We start from the raw sequence: 16686 nt of genomic DNA, 5'->3' as shown, positions 1-16686 counted from the left end.
GATTGTGAGTGGCAAACCTGTATAAGAAAAACCAATATTACTGATCGCCCATTAGGGAAACTGATGTTCGACTACAAACTGCTTTCAGCGCTGGCAGCCGTGATTGAACAGGCAGGCTTCGAGCGTGCCGCGCAGGTATTGGGTTTGTCCCAGTCAGCAGTGTCCCAGCGGATCAAGTTGCTGGAGGCGCGGGTGGGGCAGCCGGTTCTGGTTCGCGCCACACCGCCGAGCCCGACTGACATTGGTCGTCGCCTGCTCAACCATGTGCAGCAAGTGCGGTTGCTGGAGCGTGATCTGCAAAGCCAGGTGCCCGCCCTGGACGAAGAAGGCATGCCGGAGCGCCTGCGCATCGCACTGAATGCCGACAGTCTGGCGACATGGTGGGCCGATGCGATTGGCGACTTCTGCGCGCAGAACAATCTGTTGCTGGATCTGGTTGTCGAAGACCAGGACGTGGGCCTCAAGCGCATGCGGGCAGGCGATGTCGCGGCCTGTTTGTGCGCCAGCGAACGCCCTGTTGCCGGTGCCCGCAGTCTGTTATTGGGTGCGATGCGCTACCGTGGCCTCGCCAGTCCGGCATTCATCGCGCGCCACTTTCCGGAAGGTTTCGAGGCGAAAAAACTTGCCCGTGTTCCAGCGCTGGTATTCGGCCCGGATGATTTTTTGCAGCATCGCTATCTAGCTTCACTAGGGATCGAGGGCGGGTTCGAGCATCATGTGTGCCCATCGTCCGAAGGTTTTTTACGCATGACCGAAGCCGGAGTGGCCTGGGGGCTGGTCCCGGAAATACAGGTGCGCGAGCAACTGCAGCGCGGCTCGCTGGTGGAGTTTGCTGAAGACAAACCGGTGGACGTGCCGCTGTACTGGCATCATTGGCGCAATGGCGGTCAATTGTTGACCCGATTGACGGAGCATCTGGCGCAGCAGGCGGGACAGTGGCTGGTGCCGCTCGCACAGTTTCCTCGCAATCCGTAGGACTGGCTTTAGCCGGGAGGACGTCAGGGCATTCACTTAATTTCTTCGCTAGAAAGACTGTCCTCCCGGCTAAAGCCGGTCCTACGAGGTCATGGGCCTGGGGGCAAGCTTGCGGTTAAACATAGAATCCCCCACATGGGATCTCTTTGAACCCGATGAACCCGTGTTTTGAAACAAGCAAAAAATATCTAACGGAGCGGTAAATGAAGATTCTGGTCACCGGCGCAAGCGGCTTTATCGGCGGGCGCTTTGCGCGGTTCGCCCTGGAGCAGGGCTTTAGCGTGCGGGTCAATGGCCGACGTGCCGAAGGTGTCGCGCATTTGGTCAAGCGCGGTGCTGAATTTATCCAGGGTGACTTGATCAATCCCGATCTGGTTCGCGTGCTGTGTGACGACGTTGAAGCTGTGGTGCATTGCGCCGGTTCAGTAGGCGTCTGGGGACGCAAGCAGGATTTCTTGCAGGGCAACGTGCAAGTCACTGAGAACATCGTTGAGGCCTGTCTGAAACAAAGGGTCAGAAGGCTGGTCCATTTGTCGTCGCCTTCAATCTACTTCGATGGCCACTCGCACCTGGACCTCAAAGAAGAACAGGTGCCCAAACGCTTCAACAACCACTACGCCGCCAGCAAATATCTGGCTGAGCAGAAGGTGTTTGGCGCGGAAGAGTTCGGACTGGAAGTGATCGCCCTGCGACCGCGTTTCGTGACCGGAGCGGGCGACACCAGCATTTTCCCGCGGTTGCTGCACATGCAACGCAAGAAGCGTCTGTCGATTGTCGGCAACGGTTTGAACAAGGTGGATTTCACCAGTGTGCACAACCTCAATCAGGCCCTGATCAGCAGTTTGCTGGCTGACAGGTCGGCGTTGGGCAAGGCCTATAACATCAGCAACGGGACGCCTGTGCCGCTGTGGGATGCGGTGAACTATGTGATGCGCCGCATGCAGCTGCCACAGGTCACGCGGTATCGATCCAGTGGCCTGGCCTATTCGGCAGCCGCGATCAACGAGGCTGCGTGCATGCTGTGGCCGGGCCGCCCGGAGCCAACCTTGTCGCGCTTGGGGATGCAGGTCATGAGCAAGGATTTCACCCTGGATATCAGCCGCGCTCGGCATTATCTGGACTACGATCCGCAAGTCAGCCTGTGGGCGGCACTGGATGAGTTTTGCGACTGGTGGCAAACGCAACAAAGCAGGTGAGCGCTTTAGGCTGCGGCCTCAGCGGTTATACTCGCGAACTTCAAGCAGTTTTCATCACGGTTCTACACAGGGTTACTCATGCGTAACGATCCTTATGACGACGTCGATGACGTTCCGAATCTCAGCGCCAAGGACGATGACGACGATTTCGCGCCGACCACGGCGGCACGCAAACGCACGACGGTGTATTCCCGGGATACGCCTGTGGTGAAAGTCAAAGGACCGAGCACCGGACCGCTTTGGGCCTTGGTGGGTGCGTTGTTCATTGCGTTCTGCGGGTTGGGCTGGTGGAGCTTTCAGCAGATATCCCTGATGGAGCAGCAACTGGTGGCTACCCAGGAAAGCTTTGCACGCATCAGCGAAGAAGCCGCTGGCCGTTTGCAGGACATCTCCGGCAAAGTGGTTGCGACTGAATCAGTGGCGGTGGACGGAGAGGCGCTCAAGCAGCGCATCAAGCTTATCGAGGACCAGTTGGCTGACCAGGACAAACAGCAGGAAGGCACAACCGGGCAGCAGAGCCATTTGCAGCAACGTCTGGAACAGATCACGACGCAGGCGACCCAGCTGCAGACGAGCAATACGCAACTGCAGGAACAGCTCAAAACCGTCACCACTGAGCTGGCCGCAGTGAAGGCTTCGATTCCGGATCATAAAGCGGCTCAGGGTAATCTCGATCAAGTCGATACCCAACTGAAAAGCCTCAGCGCCGATGTTGCCGCACTGAAGAAGCAGGGCAACCCGACAGCAACCATCGAGCGTCTCGAGCAGGATTTGATCGTGCTCAAAAGCGAACAGGAAAACCGTCCGGCTCCAGCGGCGGCCAGCAGCAACACCGCTGAGTTTGATGCGTTCCGTGCGCAGATGACCCGCAACATCAACACCCTGCAAAGCCAGATACAGAACCTGTCCCAGCAGGTGAATGCGCGTCGTTAATATTGTGGCTCCAAAATGTGGCCGTAGGACCGGCTTTAGCCGGGAGAGCAGTGGTACATTCACTGCAATTCCTCAATCAGGAAAAGCGCTCTCCCGGCTAAAGCCGGTCCTACGTGGGGCGGTTTGCTCTCGCGTAATGCTTACTTACAACGCCGGGTAATCGATATAACCCACTGGCCCTTTAGCGTAGAACGTTTCCGGATGCGGAGTATTCAGCGGCGCATCCTGCTTCAAACGTGCCGGCAAATCCGGGTTGGCAATGAACGGAACACCGAAGGCCACCGCATCGGCTGAACCATTGGCCAGCCAGGCATTGGCGCTGTCCTTGGTGAATTTCTCGTTGGCGATGTAAGCGCCGCCGAAAGCCTTTTTCAATTGCGGACCAATGCTGTCGCCAGCCTCACGCTCGCGGGAGCAAATGAACGCGATGCCACGTTTACCCATTTCTGCCGCAACGTAGCCGAAAGTTTCGGCCAGATTGTCGTCGCCCATGTCATGGGAGTCGGCACGCGGTGCCAGGTGCAGGCCGACACGACCCGCGCCCCAGACATCAATCGCTGCATCGACCACTTCCAGCATCAGACGCGCACGGTTTTCCACAGAGCCACCGTACTGGTCAGTACGCTGGTTGGTGCTGCTTTGCAGGAACTGATCCAGCAGGTAACCGTTGGCACCATGGATTTCCACGCCGTCAAAGCCAGCGGCCTTGGCGTTTTCTGCGCCGGTGCGATAGGCCTCTACCACGTCAGCGATTTCTGCCAGTTCCAGCGCACGAGGTGTGACGTAGTCAGACAGCGGACGAACCAGGCTGACATGGCCTTCAGGTTTGATAGCGCTTGGTGCCACCGGGGTTTCACCGTTCAGATACGAAGGGTGGGAAATACGCCCCACATGCCACAGTTGCAGAACGATCTTGCCGCCTGCGCCGTGAACAGCCTTGGTGATATTGCTCCAGCCACGGACCTGATCGGTAGACCAGATGCCCGGAGTATCCGGGTAGCCGACGCCCATTGGCGTCACTGAAGTGGCTTCGCTGATGATCAGACCGGCCGACGCACGTTGCACGTAATACTCGGCCATCATTGCGTTCGGCACACGGCCTTCATCGGCGCGGCAGCGGGTCAACGGCGCCATGACGATGCGGTTGGCGAGCTGCAGATCGCCCATGGTGATCGGGTCAAAAATAGTAGTCATGCGTGAAACCTCTTGAATTGATCAGTTGATAGCAGGGGCCAGATCGGCGTTGCCACTCTGGCGAAAAGTAATCAGGGTCACGATCAGCGCGAGTATCGCCAGTGCTCCAGCCGCCAACGGCACGCTGGTCAGGCCCAGGCCATGGGCGATAACACTGCCGCCGACCCATGCGCCCAATGCGTTGCCGACGTTGAAGGCACCGATGTTCAGGGTCGACACCAGGTTTGGCGCGGCCTTGCCGAAGGTCACGACGTTGATCTGCAAGGCAGGCACGGCAGCGAACGCGGCGGTGGCCCAGAGGAACAAGGTGATTTCGGTCGGGATCAGCGCGGCGCTGGTCCAGCTCAGGGCGGTGGAGATCACGGCCATGGCAATGAACACCCCAATCAGCGTCGCGGCCAGACGACGGTCAGCCAGCTTGCCGCCGATCACATTGCCCACGGTCAGGCCCAGGCCGATCAGCAGCAGCGTCCAGGTAATGCCGTTTGGCGAAACACCTGTCACTTCGCCCAGCAGCGGTGCGACGTAGGTGAACAGGGTGAACATCGAAGCCGAGAACAGCGCGGTCATGCTCAACGACAGCCAGATGCCTGCGCCTTTGAGCGAGGCGAGTTCGGCCCGCATGTCGAGCTTGAGCTCTTCGCGGTTGGTAGGCAGGAAGCGCATCAGGCCAATCAATGCAATCACACCGATGACGGTGACGGCCCAGAAGGTCGAGCGCCAGCCAGCGTATTGGCCCAGCGCAGTGCCCAGCGGCACGCCCAGCACGTTGGCAAGGGTCAGACCAGTGAACATCAACGCAACGGCGGAAGCGCGACGATTGGCAGGCACCAGGCCCGCAGCAACAACCGAACCGATACCAAAAAACGCACCGTGGCACAGCGCTGTGACCACACGGGCAAACATCAATACGTTGTAATCGGCGGCGATGGCACACAGCAGATTACCGACGATAAAGATGCCCATCAGCGTGACCAGCGCAGCCTTGCGCGGAAGCCTGGCAGTGGCCATCGCCATGAACGGCGCACCGATCGCGACGCCCAGCGCATAGCCGGTTACCAGCCAGCCAGCACCGGGGATGGAAACCCCAAGGTGGGCAGCGACTTCGGGCAGCAAACCCATGATGACGAACTCGGTCGTCCCGATAGCGAAGGCGCTGAGCGCCAGAATAAACAGTGAAAGAGGCACTGGGCGTCTCCTGTTAATAAAGGTTTCGTTGATCCTGTAGGAGCTGCCGAAGGCTGCGATTCCCGGTGTTTCAGGAAGAAAGATTTCGCAGCCTTCGGCAGCTCCTACGGGGAATTTTCCTATTTCAAGACGGCGGACCCAACTCCAGCACCAGCGCTTCGACGAAGGCCGCAATCACCTCTTCGTTACGCTTGAAAAAGCTCCATTGCCCTACCTTTTTGCTGGTGATCAGGCCAGCGCGTTGCAAGGTCGCCAGGTGGGCAGAAACCGTGGACTGCGAAAGCCCGGCGCGCTGGTCGATCTGGCCCGCGCAAACGCCGTTTTCCGTCGAGTGGGTCTGGTCCGGAAAGCAACTGAGCGGGTCCTTCAGCCAGACAAGAATCTCCCGGCGAACAGGGTGGGCCAGGGCTTTTATTATTTCGTCGAGGTCGATAGGCATGTCGTTCTCAATATGGGTTTAACGCTATATCGCGATGGAGCGAACTTTATATTTATATTTCGCGATATACAAATATGATTTTCTGCTGAGAATAGTGAGAAACGCTATATCGGGTTATATCGATATAGGCGGGACGCGCAATTCGGCGTAGGCTGGGCGCCATGAACTATCTCGCACACTTGCACCTTGGCGGCCAACGTCCGGCGCAACTCCTCGGCAGTCTGTATGGCGATTTCGTCAAAGGGCCTGTGGCCGGGCGCTTTCCGGATGAGCTGGCGCAGGCAATACAGTTGCATCGCAGCATTGATGCATTCACCGACAATCACCCTCTGATCAAGCAATCGATTGCTCGCTTTCCGTCCGAGCGAAGACGTTACGCGGGCATCGTGCTGGACGTGTTTTTCGATCATTGTCTGGCCCGGGACTGGGCGCATTACGCGGATCTGCCGCTGGCGGCGTTCACGCGCAAGGTGTACGGCGTGCTGGCCGCCGAGCCGGAGTTACCCGAACGACTGGCCAGGATCGCGCCGCACATGGCGGCTCACGACTGGCTGGGTTCATATCAGGAATTTGCGGTGCTGGAGCAGGTACTGGCGGGGATTTCGCGGCGGTTGTCACGGCCGCAAGGGTTGGCGGGGGCCATGCAGGAACTGCACGACCTCTACCAACCCTTGAGCGCAGACTTTGCCGAGTTCTATCCGATCTTGCAGGACTTCTCTCAGGCCGCCCTGGCCGAGCGTGGGCTCTCGGCGGTCTGAACGTTTGACACTGTTTCGGCCCCTCCGGTAACCAAAGGCTTGGCAACCACAGGTGGCTCGCCAAACAGCGCGATCTGCACCGCTTGCTGCGCTTCATAAGCCAGCGCGGCGCGTTCCTTGCCTTCGGTGGCAATCGGCGTCAGCAACTGGATATGCACGTCGCCTTGTTCGTTGGCGAACAGTCGACGCAAGTGCGATAGCAAATCGTCGTCGCCGATGAAGGGCGCGATAGGGTCTGGCTGGCCGTTGCGTGAATAGTGAATCGCCACTGGTTGCAGCAACACCCCGCTATCAATCGCACTCGACATGAGGCGACCATGAAATGTACGCAGGCCAGTACCGTCAGTGGTGGTGCCTTCCGGGAAAATCACCAGCGCATTATTCTGCTGCAAGTGATTGCCCATCTGCTTCTGGATCAGCTTGCTGTCACCCGAACCGCGACGGATGAACAGCGTGCCCGCTTTCAGGGCCAACCAACCAGCGACTGGCCAAGTGCGTACTTCAGCCTTGGACAGAAATGACAGCGGGGCCAACATGCCCAGCAGCGGAATATCGGTCCAGGACACGTGATTGCTGACCCACAGCATCGGTTGACGCGGCAGCTCGCCGCTGACGGTTACGCGAAACGGCAGGGCAGCGGTCAGGCGCGCCATGAACCATCGGCTCCAGCGCTGACGCCGGGCCATTGAATTGCCGATCTTCATGCGCTCCATGCAGGCGAACGTGCCAGCAATGGTCAGCCCCAACGCAATGACCAGCAGCACCCGTGCGACTCGGGCGTAGCCACGCAAGCGGCTCATTACACTGCTGCCTTGAAGTGACGTGCGTAACGCGGGCACAGCTCGTCGCGTTTAAGCAGGATGAAGACATCGGCGACCTGGAAGTCTTCGTCCCAGCACGGTTCGCCGCAGATCTTCGCACCCAGGCGCATGTAGGCTTTAAGCAACGGCGGCATTTCGCAGATCACGTTGTTGGGCAGGTCCAGGGCTGGCAGCGGGTTCTTCGGCTCGGCGCGCAGGTTCTGGTTGCACAGATAACGCTCGCGCAAGCGCTGCATGATCGCGTGGGCCTGAATGCCGCCATCCTGCATCGGGATGCTCGCGCAACCCATCAGGTAGCTGTAGGCACCTTCGTTGAGAATTTCGGCCAACTCGCTCCACAGTACGGCGATGGTGCCGCCGTTGCGGTAATCCGGATCCACGCAGGTACGACCCAGTTCCAGGATCGGACCTTGCAGATGGCCAAGGCCATGCAGGGCGAATTCTTCTTCGCTGTAGAAGCGGCCGATGGTGTTGGCAGCCTTGTGGTCCAGCAGGCGTGTCGTGGCGACCAGCTTGCCAGTGTTCAGATCCCGTACGCCGATGTGCGAGCAGTGCACATCGTAATCGTCCATATCCAGGCCTTGGTCAGCGCCTTTGAGTTTTGCATTGAATTCACCACTGAACACACTGAAGCGCAGGGCCTGTGCTTCCTGCAAGGCGTTGCTGCCGGTCAGGCGTTCTGCCTGAAGGCGGCGGTCGGATGCTATGTCGCGAATGCGGGCGATCTGAGTCATGCGAAGTCTCCGTTAGCCTGCCCTGCAAGTGCGGGCGTTGGCTGTAATGGCCTGGCGCTGCTGTACAAACTCAGGCTAAGGAGAGGCGATGTCATGACCATGAAGGTTTGGTGATGGTTGTGTGACGGGTGCCTCGGTAGGAGCGAACTTGTTCGCGAGGCGTCACGCCTGAGTCACCGGGTAAATCCATTTCGCCAACAAGTTGGCTCCTACCCGGAAGTCTGATTTGTGCGATTGCCTCGGTAGGAGCGAACTTGTTCGCGAGGCGTCAGACCTGAGTCACCGCGTAAACGCCTTTCGCCAACAAGTTGGCTCCTACCTGGAAATTTGCTCTGTCTGAATATTTGTCACAACTCACTGATACATTCCGGCGGTCCACATCCGAGATCCACTCCATGCGACTCGCCTGGCTGTTTCTTTTATTTGTTGTCTTCAACGCGAACGCCGACGCGCTCCTGGACCTTGAGAGTTACGCATTCCCTACCCGCAACGACCAAACCCGAGAGGGCATTCGCACCGACGCGTTATTGGTACTGCGTGACGGTGAGGTGGTGTACGAGCGCTATGCCGGAGTGACCACTGCCCAAACGCCACACCTCACGTGGTCCATCAGCAAAAGCATCATGGCGACAGTGCTGGGCGTAGCCTTCGGTGAAGGACGCTTCACGCTGGATGATTCCGCCGCAAAATTCTATCCGCCGTTGCGCGCTCATCCTGATATTACGATCAAACATCTGATGCAGTGGACCTCCGGCCTGGATTGGCAGGAAGACTATGAATACGCGCCTCTCAATTCTTCGGTAGTCGCGATGCTTTACACCCGTGGCCGGGACGACATGGCGCGCTTTACAGCCGGGCATCGCAGTGCTCACAAACCGGGTACGTCGTTCCTGTATTCCAGTGGCGACAGCAACGTCCTGTCTGCCGCGCTGAAAGGCATGGTCGGGGAAAAGGCCTACGCGGACTATCCATGGACGGCACTGTTCGAGCCGCTGGGCATTCGCAGCGCTGTGTGGGAAACCGACGCCAGCGGCACGTTTGTCGGTTCTTCCTACGCCTACATGACGGCACAGGATCTGGCCCGTATTGGTTTATTGATGCAACGCGGCGGTCTCTGGAATGACCGACAGTTAGTGCCCAAAGCCTGGGTCGACTTCGTTCTGACGCCGTTCGCCAATCAACAGCCAAACGCCGAGGTCTCTGGCGGCCAGTGGTGGCTCAATCGCACCGCAAGCGGTCAAAAAGGCCCATGGCCGAACGCACCCGCTGATACCTTCGCGGCGCTGGGCCATTGGGGGCAGGGGTTGTATGTAGTGCCCAGTGCCAGGCTGGTGATCGTGCGCTATGCCGATGATCGGGACGGCAGTTACTCCCATGATCAGCTTCTAAAACTGGCCATGGCGGCGTTCAGCAGGGAGAGCCCAAGCCCTAAATGATTTTCTGTAGGAGATTGCGCTGTGTCCCTGAGACCGCACTATCGTGAAGCAAACACAGCCCCTGTAGGAGTGACCGGGGTGGCGCTCCACCTTGCTCGCGATTCGGTCTGTCAGTCGATGAATATGTTGCCTGTGCTGACGCTATCGCGAGCAAGCTCACTCCTACAGGGCTGTGTTTGCTGCGCGATAGTGCAGCGTCGAAGGCGGTGCGGCGGTTCCGAAAAAATGCATTCCAAAGAGGGGAGGCCAATGACCACAGGTTTTATTCGTCGTCGTCCGTTCAGCAGCCTGCTGCTATTGATATTGATTGTGATGGGCGTACTGGTCTGGCAAAACCGCGTCGCATTGGCGGCGTTTCCGAGCATCATCAGCGCTTATACCGCCAAAGAGTATTGCTCCTGTCGCTACGTCATGCTTAATTCCGCCGAGTATTGCCGTGGTTACGTCAAACAGTACGTACCGAGCAGTTTGCTCGACGACACGGCGAATAAACGGGTAACTGCCGAAGGTCTTGGCCGCAGTAATGTGGCGACCTGGCAGGGCGAGCGACAAGGCTGTCGCTTGCTACCGTCAGCGCCTTGAAAGCCCGAATGCGAACGTAGCAGTTCGCTGGCGGTCAGACAGGCGGTACGGTTGCCCCTTAATGCGCATCTGGAGTTTGCATGCCCATCAAAACCCGCCTGCTGCTGGCCTTGCTGACGCTGATAGCGTTGCCCGCTCAGGCGAACTGGTATCTGGATAACGAATCCTCACGGCTGTCGTTCACCTCCACTAAAAACGCCAACATTGCTGAAGTGCATCGCTTTCTGACCTTGCACGGCAAAGTCGATCGTAAAGGCGCGGCTGAGCTTGAAGTCGAGCTGGAGTCAGTCAGTACCGGCATCGCCCTGCGCGATGAGCGTATTCGTGAGCAGGTTTTTAACGTCGCGAAATTTCCAAGAGCGAAAATCAACGCTCAGCTCGATCTGGGCCCGATCAACGATCTGGCGCCCGGCGCGCAGCTGGAGTTGCGTCTGCCGCTGGTGGTGCAACTGCATGGCAAATCCCACAGCTACCGGGCTGAACTGCTCGCCACGCGCCTGGATGAACGACGCTTTCAGGTCGTGACGCTTGAGCCGCTGGTCGTTAATGCCCAGGATTTTGATCTGGTGCCTGGTTTCACGACACTGCGCAATGCCGCCGGGTTATCCGCGGTCAGCCTCGCGGTGCCCGTGGGTGCCGTCTTGATCTTCACGGCGCGCTGAGTATGGCCGGGGCGATTTTTCCGTGGCGTGAGAATAACCAGTTCCAGTTGTTGATCGACGGCCCGGCGTTCTTTCCGCGCATGATTGCCGCGATTGACGGCGCTCAGCAGCAAGTCGAGCTGGAGCTCTATCTGGTCGAGGCGGGCGCGTGTGCCGAGGCGGTGGTGCGGGCTTTGGTCGATGCGGCTCAACGCGGCGTGATCGTGCGCTGCCTGTTCGACGACTTCGGTGCACAAGCCTTTACCCTTGGGCTGAGAAAGCGCCTGACCGATTCGGGTGTGATCCTCAGGTTCTACAACCGTATTAACTGGCGACGCGGGATACGTAATTTCTACCGCGACCATCGCAAACTGCTGTTGGTGGACAAAAAACTCGCAGTGGTCGGCGGCACCGGCGTTACCGATGAGTTCTGGCAGCCTGCCGAGGACGTCAGTGAGTGGCATGAAGTGATGGTGGAGATTACTGGCCCGCTGGTCATCGACTGGCAGGCATTGTTCGACCGCCAGTTCCACGCCAACCCGCGTCGTACGGCCTGGCGCCCCGCAGAGAATTTCGGCTTGCCACGCCTGCCGAAGGTTCCTGTTTTCGGTCACGGGCTAGGCCGTGTTGCCTATGCGGATTCCCGCCAGCACCGCGACATTCTGCAGTCGTTGGTGCGGGCACTGAACAGTGGTCACAAACGCATATGGCTGGCGACGCCGTATTTTCTGCCAACGTGGAAAGTCCGCCGCTCATTGCGCAAGGCTGCGGCCCAAGGCATTGATGTGCGACTGCTGCTTACCGGCCCGCGCACCGATCACCCTTCAGTGCGCTACGCCGGGCATCGCTACTACCCGCGCTTGCTGCGTGCGGGCGTGAAAATCTTTGAATACCAGCCGTGCTTCCTGCATTTGAAAATGGTCCTGATCGATGACTGGGTCAGCATTGGCTCATGCAATTTCGATCACTGGAACCTGCGCTTCAACCTGGAAGCCAACCTTGAAGCCCTTGACGTTGGACTGACGCGGGACGTGGTCGCCAGCTTCGAGAAAGACTTTGCGGTTAGTAAGCAAATCACCCTGGCTGAATGGAAAGCCCGGCCATTGTGGAGCCGGGTCAAACAGCGGCTTTGGGGGTGGGTGGATCGGTTGGTGGTGAACTTGCTGGATCGGCGCGGCTGAGCTGTCGCTGATACCGTAGGACCGGCTTTAGCCGGGAGAGCGGTATTTCTGACGAAGAATATGTAGTGAATGTCCCGACGCCCTCCCGGCTAAAGCGGAACGCCGCCCGGCCGGTCCTACGGAATAGCTCGGTCTATGTGGGAGCAGGGCTTGCCCGCGATAAGCCGAGCGCAGTGGCAGGTATATCGCGTTATCGTTCATCGCGAGCAAGCTCGGCTCCCACAGGGCTGTGGCCATTCTGGGAATCACTTACGCCACACCTCTGTCTGGCTGGATGCGATCCAGTGGGAGTGATGCACGGCATAGAAACCGATTTGCATCTACAGACTCTTGTTGCTACTGTTTGAATCTACAGATTCAAAAGGTCACGCACATGTCCGCCGTCCCACAACTCCAGCCTCTTTCCAAAGAACAATGCGTATCCGGCTTGCGTACCGCACTGCGCATTCTCGACAAGTGGGATGCGTCCAGCGAGCAGGCGTGTCGGATTCTGCGTATCTCCCGCAGCACGTATACCCGCGCCAAGCAGACAGGCTCTGAATGGTCGGTCGGGCTGGACATGGATCAGATGCACCGCATCAGCTTCGTGCTGAACATTCATGCGGCACTGCGCACGGTCTTCGACAACCCGGACAACGTGTACGGCTTCCCGGCCATGGCCAATGACAACGAGTTTTTCAACGGTCGCAAGCCCTTGGACATCATGGCTCAGGGCGACATCGTTTCACTGTATGAAACCTTCCGCCGCGTCGACGCACTCCGGGGCGCGCAATGGTGACGCTCGACAGCCTGCCACTTCTTGCCGAGCAAGAGCAGCGGGCTTATCGGTTGGTCAATTCCAGATTCCCGCCCATCGATCTGTTCGACGATGTTGCCGATGCTGCCGAGTTTGAGGGGCTGTATCAGCTACAGGCGATGACCAATCCACGATTGCAGAATGAAATCGGGCGCATCGCGTTGATCCCGGTTGCTGAGATTCCGTTTGGCATTCCCGGCTGTTCTTACGCGGTAGGGCCGTTCACCCATGTGAATCCGGCGGGCTCGCGTTTCAGTTCAGGGGCTTTCGGGGTGCTGTATCTGGCCGATGTGATGGAAACCGCCATCGCCGAGGTGCGTCATCACCAGAACCACTATTGGTCGAGAGTGGCAGGGCTCAACTATGAGCGTTTTCTGTTTCGTGGCTTGCTCTGCACCTTCGATGAAGTAGCCAATCGCGATGCTACCGGGTTATCACTGTCAGACCCTATCTACGATCCAGATGAGTATTCCAGTGCTCGCCAACTGGGCCACTCAGCCAAACGGGCAGGGTGCCCTGGGCTGCGCTACAACTCGGTTCGCTCGCCGGGCAATCATTGCTGGGCATTGATGACACCCAGGCATGTGAAGTCGATTGTTCAGACTGCGCATTACGAAATGATCTGGAGTGGGCAGATCACCAGTGTGAGTCGGCTTTCGAATGCTTGATTGAGTGCTTAAAGGCTCCTCATATCTTTGCGGGCCATACTAGGTTTGTGTGCAAACTTGTTCCCGCAGACAACCTTTACTTGTCCGTGCGCTCCGACGAGGGGATCAGATCCAGGCGGCCCGGTCTGAGCTTGTGTCATAGGCAAGCATCGCTCCACCGGGGCTGCGTAATACGTTAAAGCCTGTCCAATAAAAAACGCATCGCCCCTACCTCTTGAACAACTTACGGAAAAAACCGACAGGTTCTGAAAATGCAATGAAGTTTCCAATCTCCTTGTTCATGAGTCCGGGAAGCGATCGTGCCATCAAAGTCTGTCCCCTGGACCCAATAACCCCCAAAGACACTGATCCGCCACCGTCGAGGTTTATTGACGAACTTTCTGAACTGTTCAATCGGTCGAGCCTGGCCATCACCCTTGCCCATTCAGGCATTGTGTAGCCAGAAGAGTTAGCCATGCGTGTGTCGGTGGATCCCATCGCCAGACGTGTACGCGAACCAGCGCCATACGTATGCGGACGACTCATACCAGAACGGGCATTGGGATGCTGAGCATGACCCAGTACCCCAGGTGCGTTTTTTACCGGACTGAATTGAAACCTGGGGTCTTCGAGCATTGCTTCGGTAAACGTGGCGTGACCGCCACTCGAAAGTTTGGGGGCCGAGTGAATCATTGACCTGTCCGACATACGAACCTTCTCATAAAAGCTTTCATAACCTTGGGGGATATCCATACTCTCGCGGCGCTTACCATCAATCACATTTGCCCCGATCGATGCGTGATCTGGTTTATCGAGGTCTGCCGTACCATCCATATTGAAAAATCCGCCATTTATATAGGCAACAGCCCCCGCACTTCCGAGCCTGGCTGCTGATTTGATATCCGCGCCCTCGGCCCCATTGAGGTTCACCATCCGCTTCCCCCCCGCAATTTTGCCTTGCAAGGATGCATCAAGGGACAGATAGGAAAGCGCACGATCACCCTGGATATCGCGATCCAGCCCAATGCCCATACGGTTGAGAATTTCATTGCCGCCTCTTATATCAACTGCAATGATGCCCCGCGCCAGCGTGCGCACTCGAACGCCTTGAGCCTTCACGCCCCTGTACGCCATTTTCCATCGACTGACCGCAAGCTCTCCGGCCAAGCCCTCCCGATCAAAAAAATTGATCGGGTTGTTATTGACCATTTGAAACGCATTCAGTCCATCATTTGCGGGGTCAGCATTTATCCAACGCTGCAACCAGGGCGCGTAATACCGGAACCCATAATAATAAAGCCCACTGGCATCCCGCTCTTTCCCCGAGTAGCGCACCGTTTTGTATTTAACTTCCACCGCACTGCGTGCCGCCCACCAGGACGTGCCGCCAAACGGGTAATAACTTTCCTGGCTGATTAGCCCGCCCTGATGATCCAGTTCCAGAGTACTGGAATCGAGGTGATCACTGAGGCTGTAGCGCAATTGATCGTTGTGTGTCCCTGCTGGCCAATGCAGCATCCGCACATTGTTCACCGCAATCACGTGCAGGGTTTCGCCATCGGCATTGCTGCGGATTTCCAACCCGGGTAAATATCGCACTTCGTTGATCAAGGTCCTGCCGCTGGCCTGAGCACTGCTGATTTTCCGACAGCGTTGGCCTTGCCCGTCATAGATATAGGTTTCGTCATCGCTCGGCCCGTCCTCCCGTTGCACGGTGGTGATGTGCCGAAGCTGATTGCGCGCATCCCAGCTCAAATCCTGGCCACGCACCAGTTGCAGAAGATTGCCGTTGGCGTCGAAGCCGTCTTCAAAATCTACGTCTATCTCATCGGCGGGCAGGCTGCGATTGCTGTCCGGTGCCACGCGCATCAAGCGGGTGAAGGGCTGGGCACCGACATGATGCATTTTCAACAGATTGCCACCCGCGTCGTATTCATAGCTTTGCGTGTAACTGGCGATCTGGTTGGGATCAGGCGGCAGGTTCTGCAGGTCGGGCAGGGCGGGACCATGGCTCGCGTCGGTTTTAACCTCTCGACCAGTGGCTTCGATCAGTTGGTATAGCGTGTCGTATCGGTAGCGACTGATCGGCTCTATACGCTGATTGGCGAAGAAACGCATCGGCTGGGCGGCGTCTTCGATCTGTTCGATATTGCCGACCGGGTCATAGCTGTATTTCAAAAGCTGCAGGGGCGGTGCATTGAGAACCGATGCGCTGAGTTCGCTTAGCCGCCCGGTTTGTGGGTCATAGAGAGAGCGGCTGATCACGCCATTACCGGCTGTTTGCTGCTCGACCTGATCGAACGCGTTGTAGTTAATATCGCTGAGCAACACCTGCCCGCCAAGGGCAACCGATTTAAGTTGGCCCGCTACTGTGTGTTTGAACTGCCGAGCGTTGCCCATGGCGTCGGTTTGTTCGATCACTTCGCCCAATGCGTTGAAGATCCACTTCGATTCCAGGCCTGCCGACTCCACCAAGACATCGCGTTCGGCTATTGGCAGTGGCCAATCGGGCAGGTCCAGCTCGCGTAAAAAGCGTCGAACGTCACTCAGTGGCGCGCCAAGCACACTGTAATCCGGGTGATGGACAGTGCCCGCCGTATCGTCATGGCGGACTAACTGGTTACATTGGTTGTGCTCGGCTGATTCAGGGCCGCCGTAGGTAAAGCGCTCGACAGCCGGCCTCTGTTGGAGCGCCGCCCCGGTCGCTCCAACAGAATCACCCGTAGCCTCTCTGATCAATAACGGCCGCAAAAGCTCATCATATTCAACCTGCTGCTGACTGCCGCGCCCGTCCCACCCTGAAAGCAACTGCCCCGCTTCGCCCGGCAGCGTCACCCGCCAACCGGCATCGACGCTGTCGGTCAATAGCACTTGGCCGTTAAGGCTGTAGACGCTGCTTTGGTTGGGCGTTGGCAGACGTGGGTCCTGGCCGGCAATCGGCCGCCCGGCGTGATCGTAAGAATGGCGGGTAACGCGTAGTTCAGGTTCCTGGTGTTCTTCACCCCTGCAGTACGAAAGACTGCCCACCGTCAAGCCGCGAGGATCGACCGTCGCAAGAGTGGGGGTATGGTTATGCAGAGCTGCGCTCATTGTGTGAGGTCCTGGTAAGTAGCCTATTTAAGTTTAGGGTGCGGGGGCGGACAGCCCCGGCCGTATGTCAGAAAC

15 protein-coding genes and 1 pseudogene are annotated in these 16686 nt (G+C 58.0%); 10 read left to right on the top strand and 6 right to left on the bottom strand.

Features of this window, described 5'->3' with window-relative positions:
- Positions 1 to 63 precede the first annotated feature (63 nt).
- The 3 genes from AO242_RS25670 to AO242_RS25660 all read left to right on the top strand — a co-directional run bounded on the left by AO242_RS25670 (position 64) and on the right by AO242_RS25660 (position 3104).
- Positions 64 to 975 carry a LysR family transcriptional regulator ArgP gene (locus tag AO242_RS25670; RefSeq protein WP_099270901.1) on the top strand — a complete coding sequence of 304 codons (912 nt, stop codon included), beginning with the start codon at positions 64 to 66 and terminating at the stop codon, positions 973 to 975.
- Between the two features lie 203 nt (positions 976 to 1178).
- A complete protein-coding gene (locus tag AO242_RS25665; protein WP_027900296.1) occupies positions 1179 to 2171 on the top strand; it encodes an NAD-dependent epimerase/dehydratase family protein in 993 nt (330 codons plus the stop codon).
- Positions 2172 to 2249: 78 nt separating this feature from the next.
- Positions 2250 to 3104 carry an ATPase gene (locus tag AO242_RS25660; RefSeq protein WP_099270900.1) on the top strand — a complete coding sequence of 285 codons (855 nt, stop codon included), beginning with the start codon at positions 2250 to 2252 and terminating at the stop codon, positions 3102 to 3104.
- Positions 3105 to 3248: 144 nt separating this feature from the next.
- Here AO242_RS25660 and AO242_RS25655 read toward each other — a convergent pair whose 3' ends face one another.
- The 3 genes from AO242_RS25655 to AO242_RS25645 form a co-directional block, all read right to left on the bottom strand.
- Positions 3249 to 4298: an alkene reductase gene (locus AO242_RS25655; protein ID WP_099270899.1), complete on the bottom strand. Its 1050-nt coding sequence runs from the start codon at positions 4296 to 4298 to the stop codon at positions 3249 to 3251.
- A gap of 21 nt (positions 4299 to 4319) precedes the next feature.
- Entirely contained in the window at positions 4320 to 5486 is a 1167-nt protein-coding gene (locus AO242_RS25650; protein WP_099270898.1) for an MFS transporter, read from the bottom strand.
- A gap of 124 nt (positions 5487 to 5610) precedes the next feature.
- Complete coding sequence (locus AO242_RS25645) at positions 5611 to 5925, bottom strand: ArsR/SmtB family transcription factor (RefSeq protein WP_099270897.1); 315 nt, start codon at positions 5923 to 5925, stop codon at positions 5611 to 5613.
- A gap of 161 nt (positions 5926 to 6086) precedes the next feature.
- Between AO242_RS25645 and AO242_RS25640 the strand changes: the two genes are divergently transcribed.
- Positions 6087 to 6683: an acyl carrier protein phosphodiesterase gene (locus AO242_RS25640; RefSeq protein WP_099270896.1), complete on the top strand. Its 597-nt coding sequence runs from the start codon at positions 6087 to 6089 to the stop codon at positions 6681 to 6683.
- Here AO242_RS25640 and AO242_RS25635 read toward each other — a convergent pair.
- Positions 6644 to 7483, bottom strand: coding sequence for a lysophospholipid acyltransferase family protein (locus AO242_RS25635; protein WP_099270895.1), 840 nt, complete (start codon positions 7481 to 7483; stop codon positions 6644 to 6646). The genes AO242_RS25640 and AO242_RS25635 overlap by 40 nt on opposite strands.
- Positions 7483 to 8238: an L-ornithine N(alpha)-acyltransferase gene (olsB, locus tag AO242_RS25630; protein ID WP_099270894.1), complete on the bottom strand. Its 756-nt coding sequence runs from the start codon at positions 8236 to 8238 to the stop codon at positions 7483 to 7485. Before olsB ends, AO242_RS25635 begins: the two co-directional genes overlap by 1 nt.
- A gap of 449 nt (positions 8239 to 8687) precedes the next feature.
- Here olsB and AO242_RS25625 point away from each other — a divergent pair.
- From AO242_RS25625 to AO242_RS25600, 6 genes and pseudogenes are all read left to right on the top strand, one after another.
- Positions 8688 to 9674 (top strand): annotated as a pseudogene (locus AO242_RS25625) (serine hydrolase domain-containing protein); the annotation flags it as partial.
- A gap of 249 nt (positions 9675 to 9923) precedes the next feature.
- Positions 9924 to 10256, top strand: coding sequence for an amidase (locus tag AO242_RS25620; RefSeq protein ID WP_099270892.1), 333 nt, complete (start codon positions 9924 to 9926; stop codon positions 10254 to 10256).
- A gap of 80 nt (positions 10257 to 10336) precedes the next feature.
- Positions 10337 to 10918: a YceI family protein gene (locus AO242_RS25615; RefSeq protein ID WP_099270891.1), complete on the top strand. Its 582-nt coding sequence runs from the start codon at positions 10337 to 10339 to the stop codon at positions 10916 to 10918.
- A 2-nt stretch (positions 10919 to 10920) separates the two neighbouring features.
- Entirely contained in the window at positions 10921 to 12078 is a 1158-nt protein-coding gene (locus AO242_RS25610) for a phospholipase D-like domain-containing protein (RefSeq protein ID WP_099270890.1), read from the top strand.
- Between the two features lie 373 nt (positions 12079 to 12451).
- Positions 12452 to 12856 carry an antitoxin Xre-like helix-turn-helix domain-containing protein gene (locus AO242_RS25605; protein ID WP_099270889.1) on the top strand — a complete coding sequence of 135 codons (405 nt, stop codon included), beginning with the start codon at positions 12452 to 12454 and terminating at the stop codon, positions 12854 to 12856.
- Entirely contained in the window at positions 12850 to 13542 is a 693-nt protein-coding gene (locus AO242_RS25600) for an RES family NAD+ phosphorylase (RefSeq protein ID WP_099270888.1), read from the top strand. The genes AO242_RS25605 and AO242_RS25600 overlap by 7 nt, the downstream gene beginning before the upstream one ends.
- 207 nt (positions 13543 to 13749) lie before the next feature.
- On the opposite strand, the gene AO242_RS25595 is transcribed toward AO242_RS25600, so the two are convergent.
- Positions 13750 to 16611 (bottom strand): RHS repeat-associated core domain-containing protein, encoded by a 2862-nt coding sequence (locus AO242_RS25595; RefSeq protein WP_099270887.1) that lies wholly within the window; start codon positions 16609 to 16611, stop codon positions 13750 to 13752.
- Between the last annotated feature and the right edge of the window lie 75 nt (positions 16612 to 16686).

Origin of the sequence: Pseudomonas sp. ICMP 561 (assembly GCF_002699985.1) — a bacterium.
In the GTDB taxonomy this organism is placed as follows: Bacteria; Pseudomonadota; Gammaproteobacteria; order Pseudomonadales; family Pseudomonadaceae; genus Aquipseudomonas; species Aquipseudomonas quasicaspiana.
Note: the sequence above shows the minus strand (reverse complement) of the source record. Positions and strands in the feature narration are given on the sequence as shown.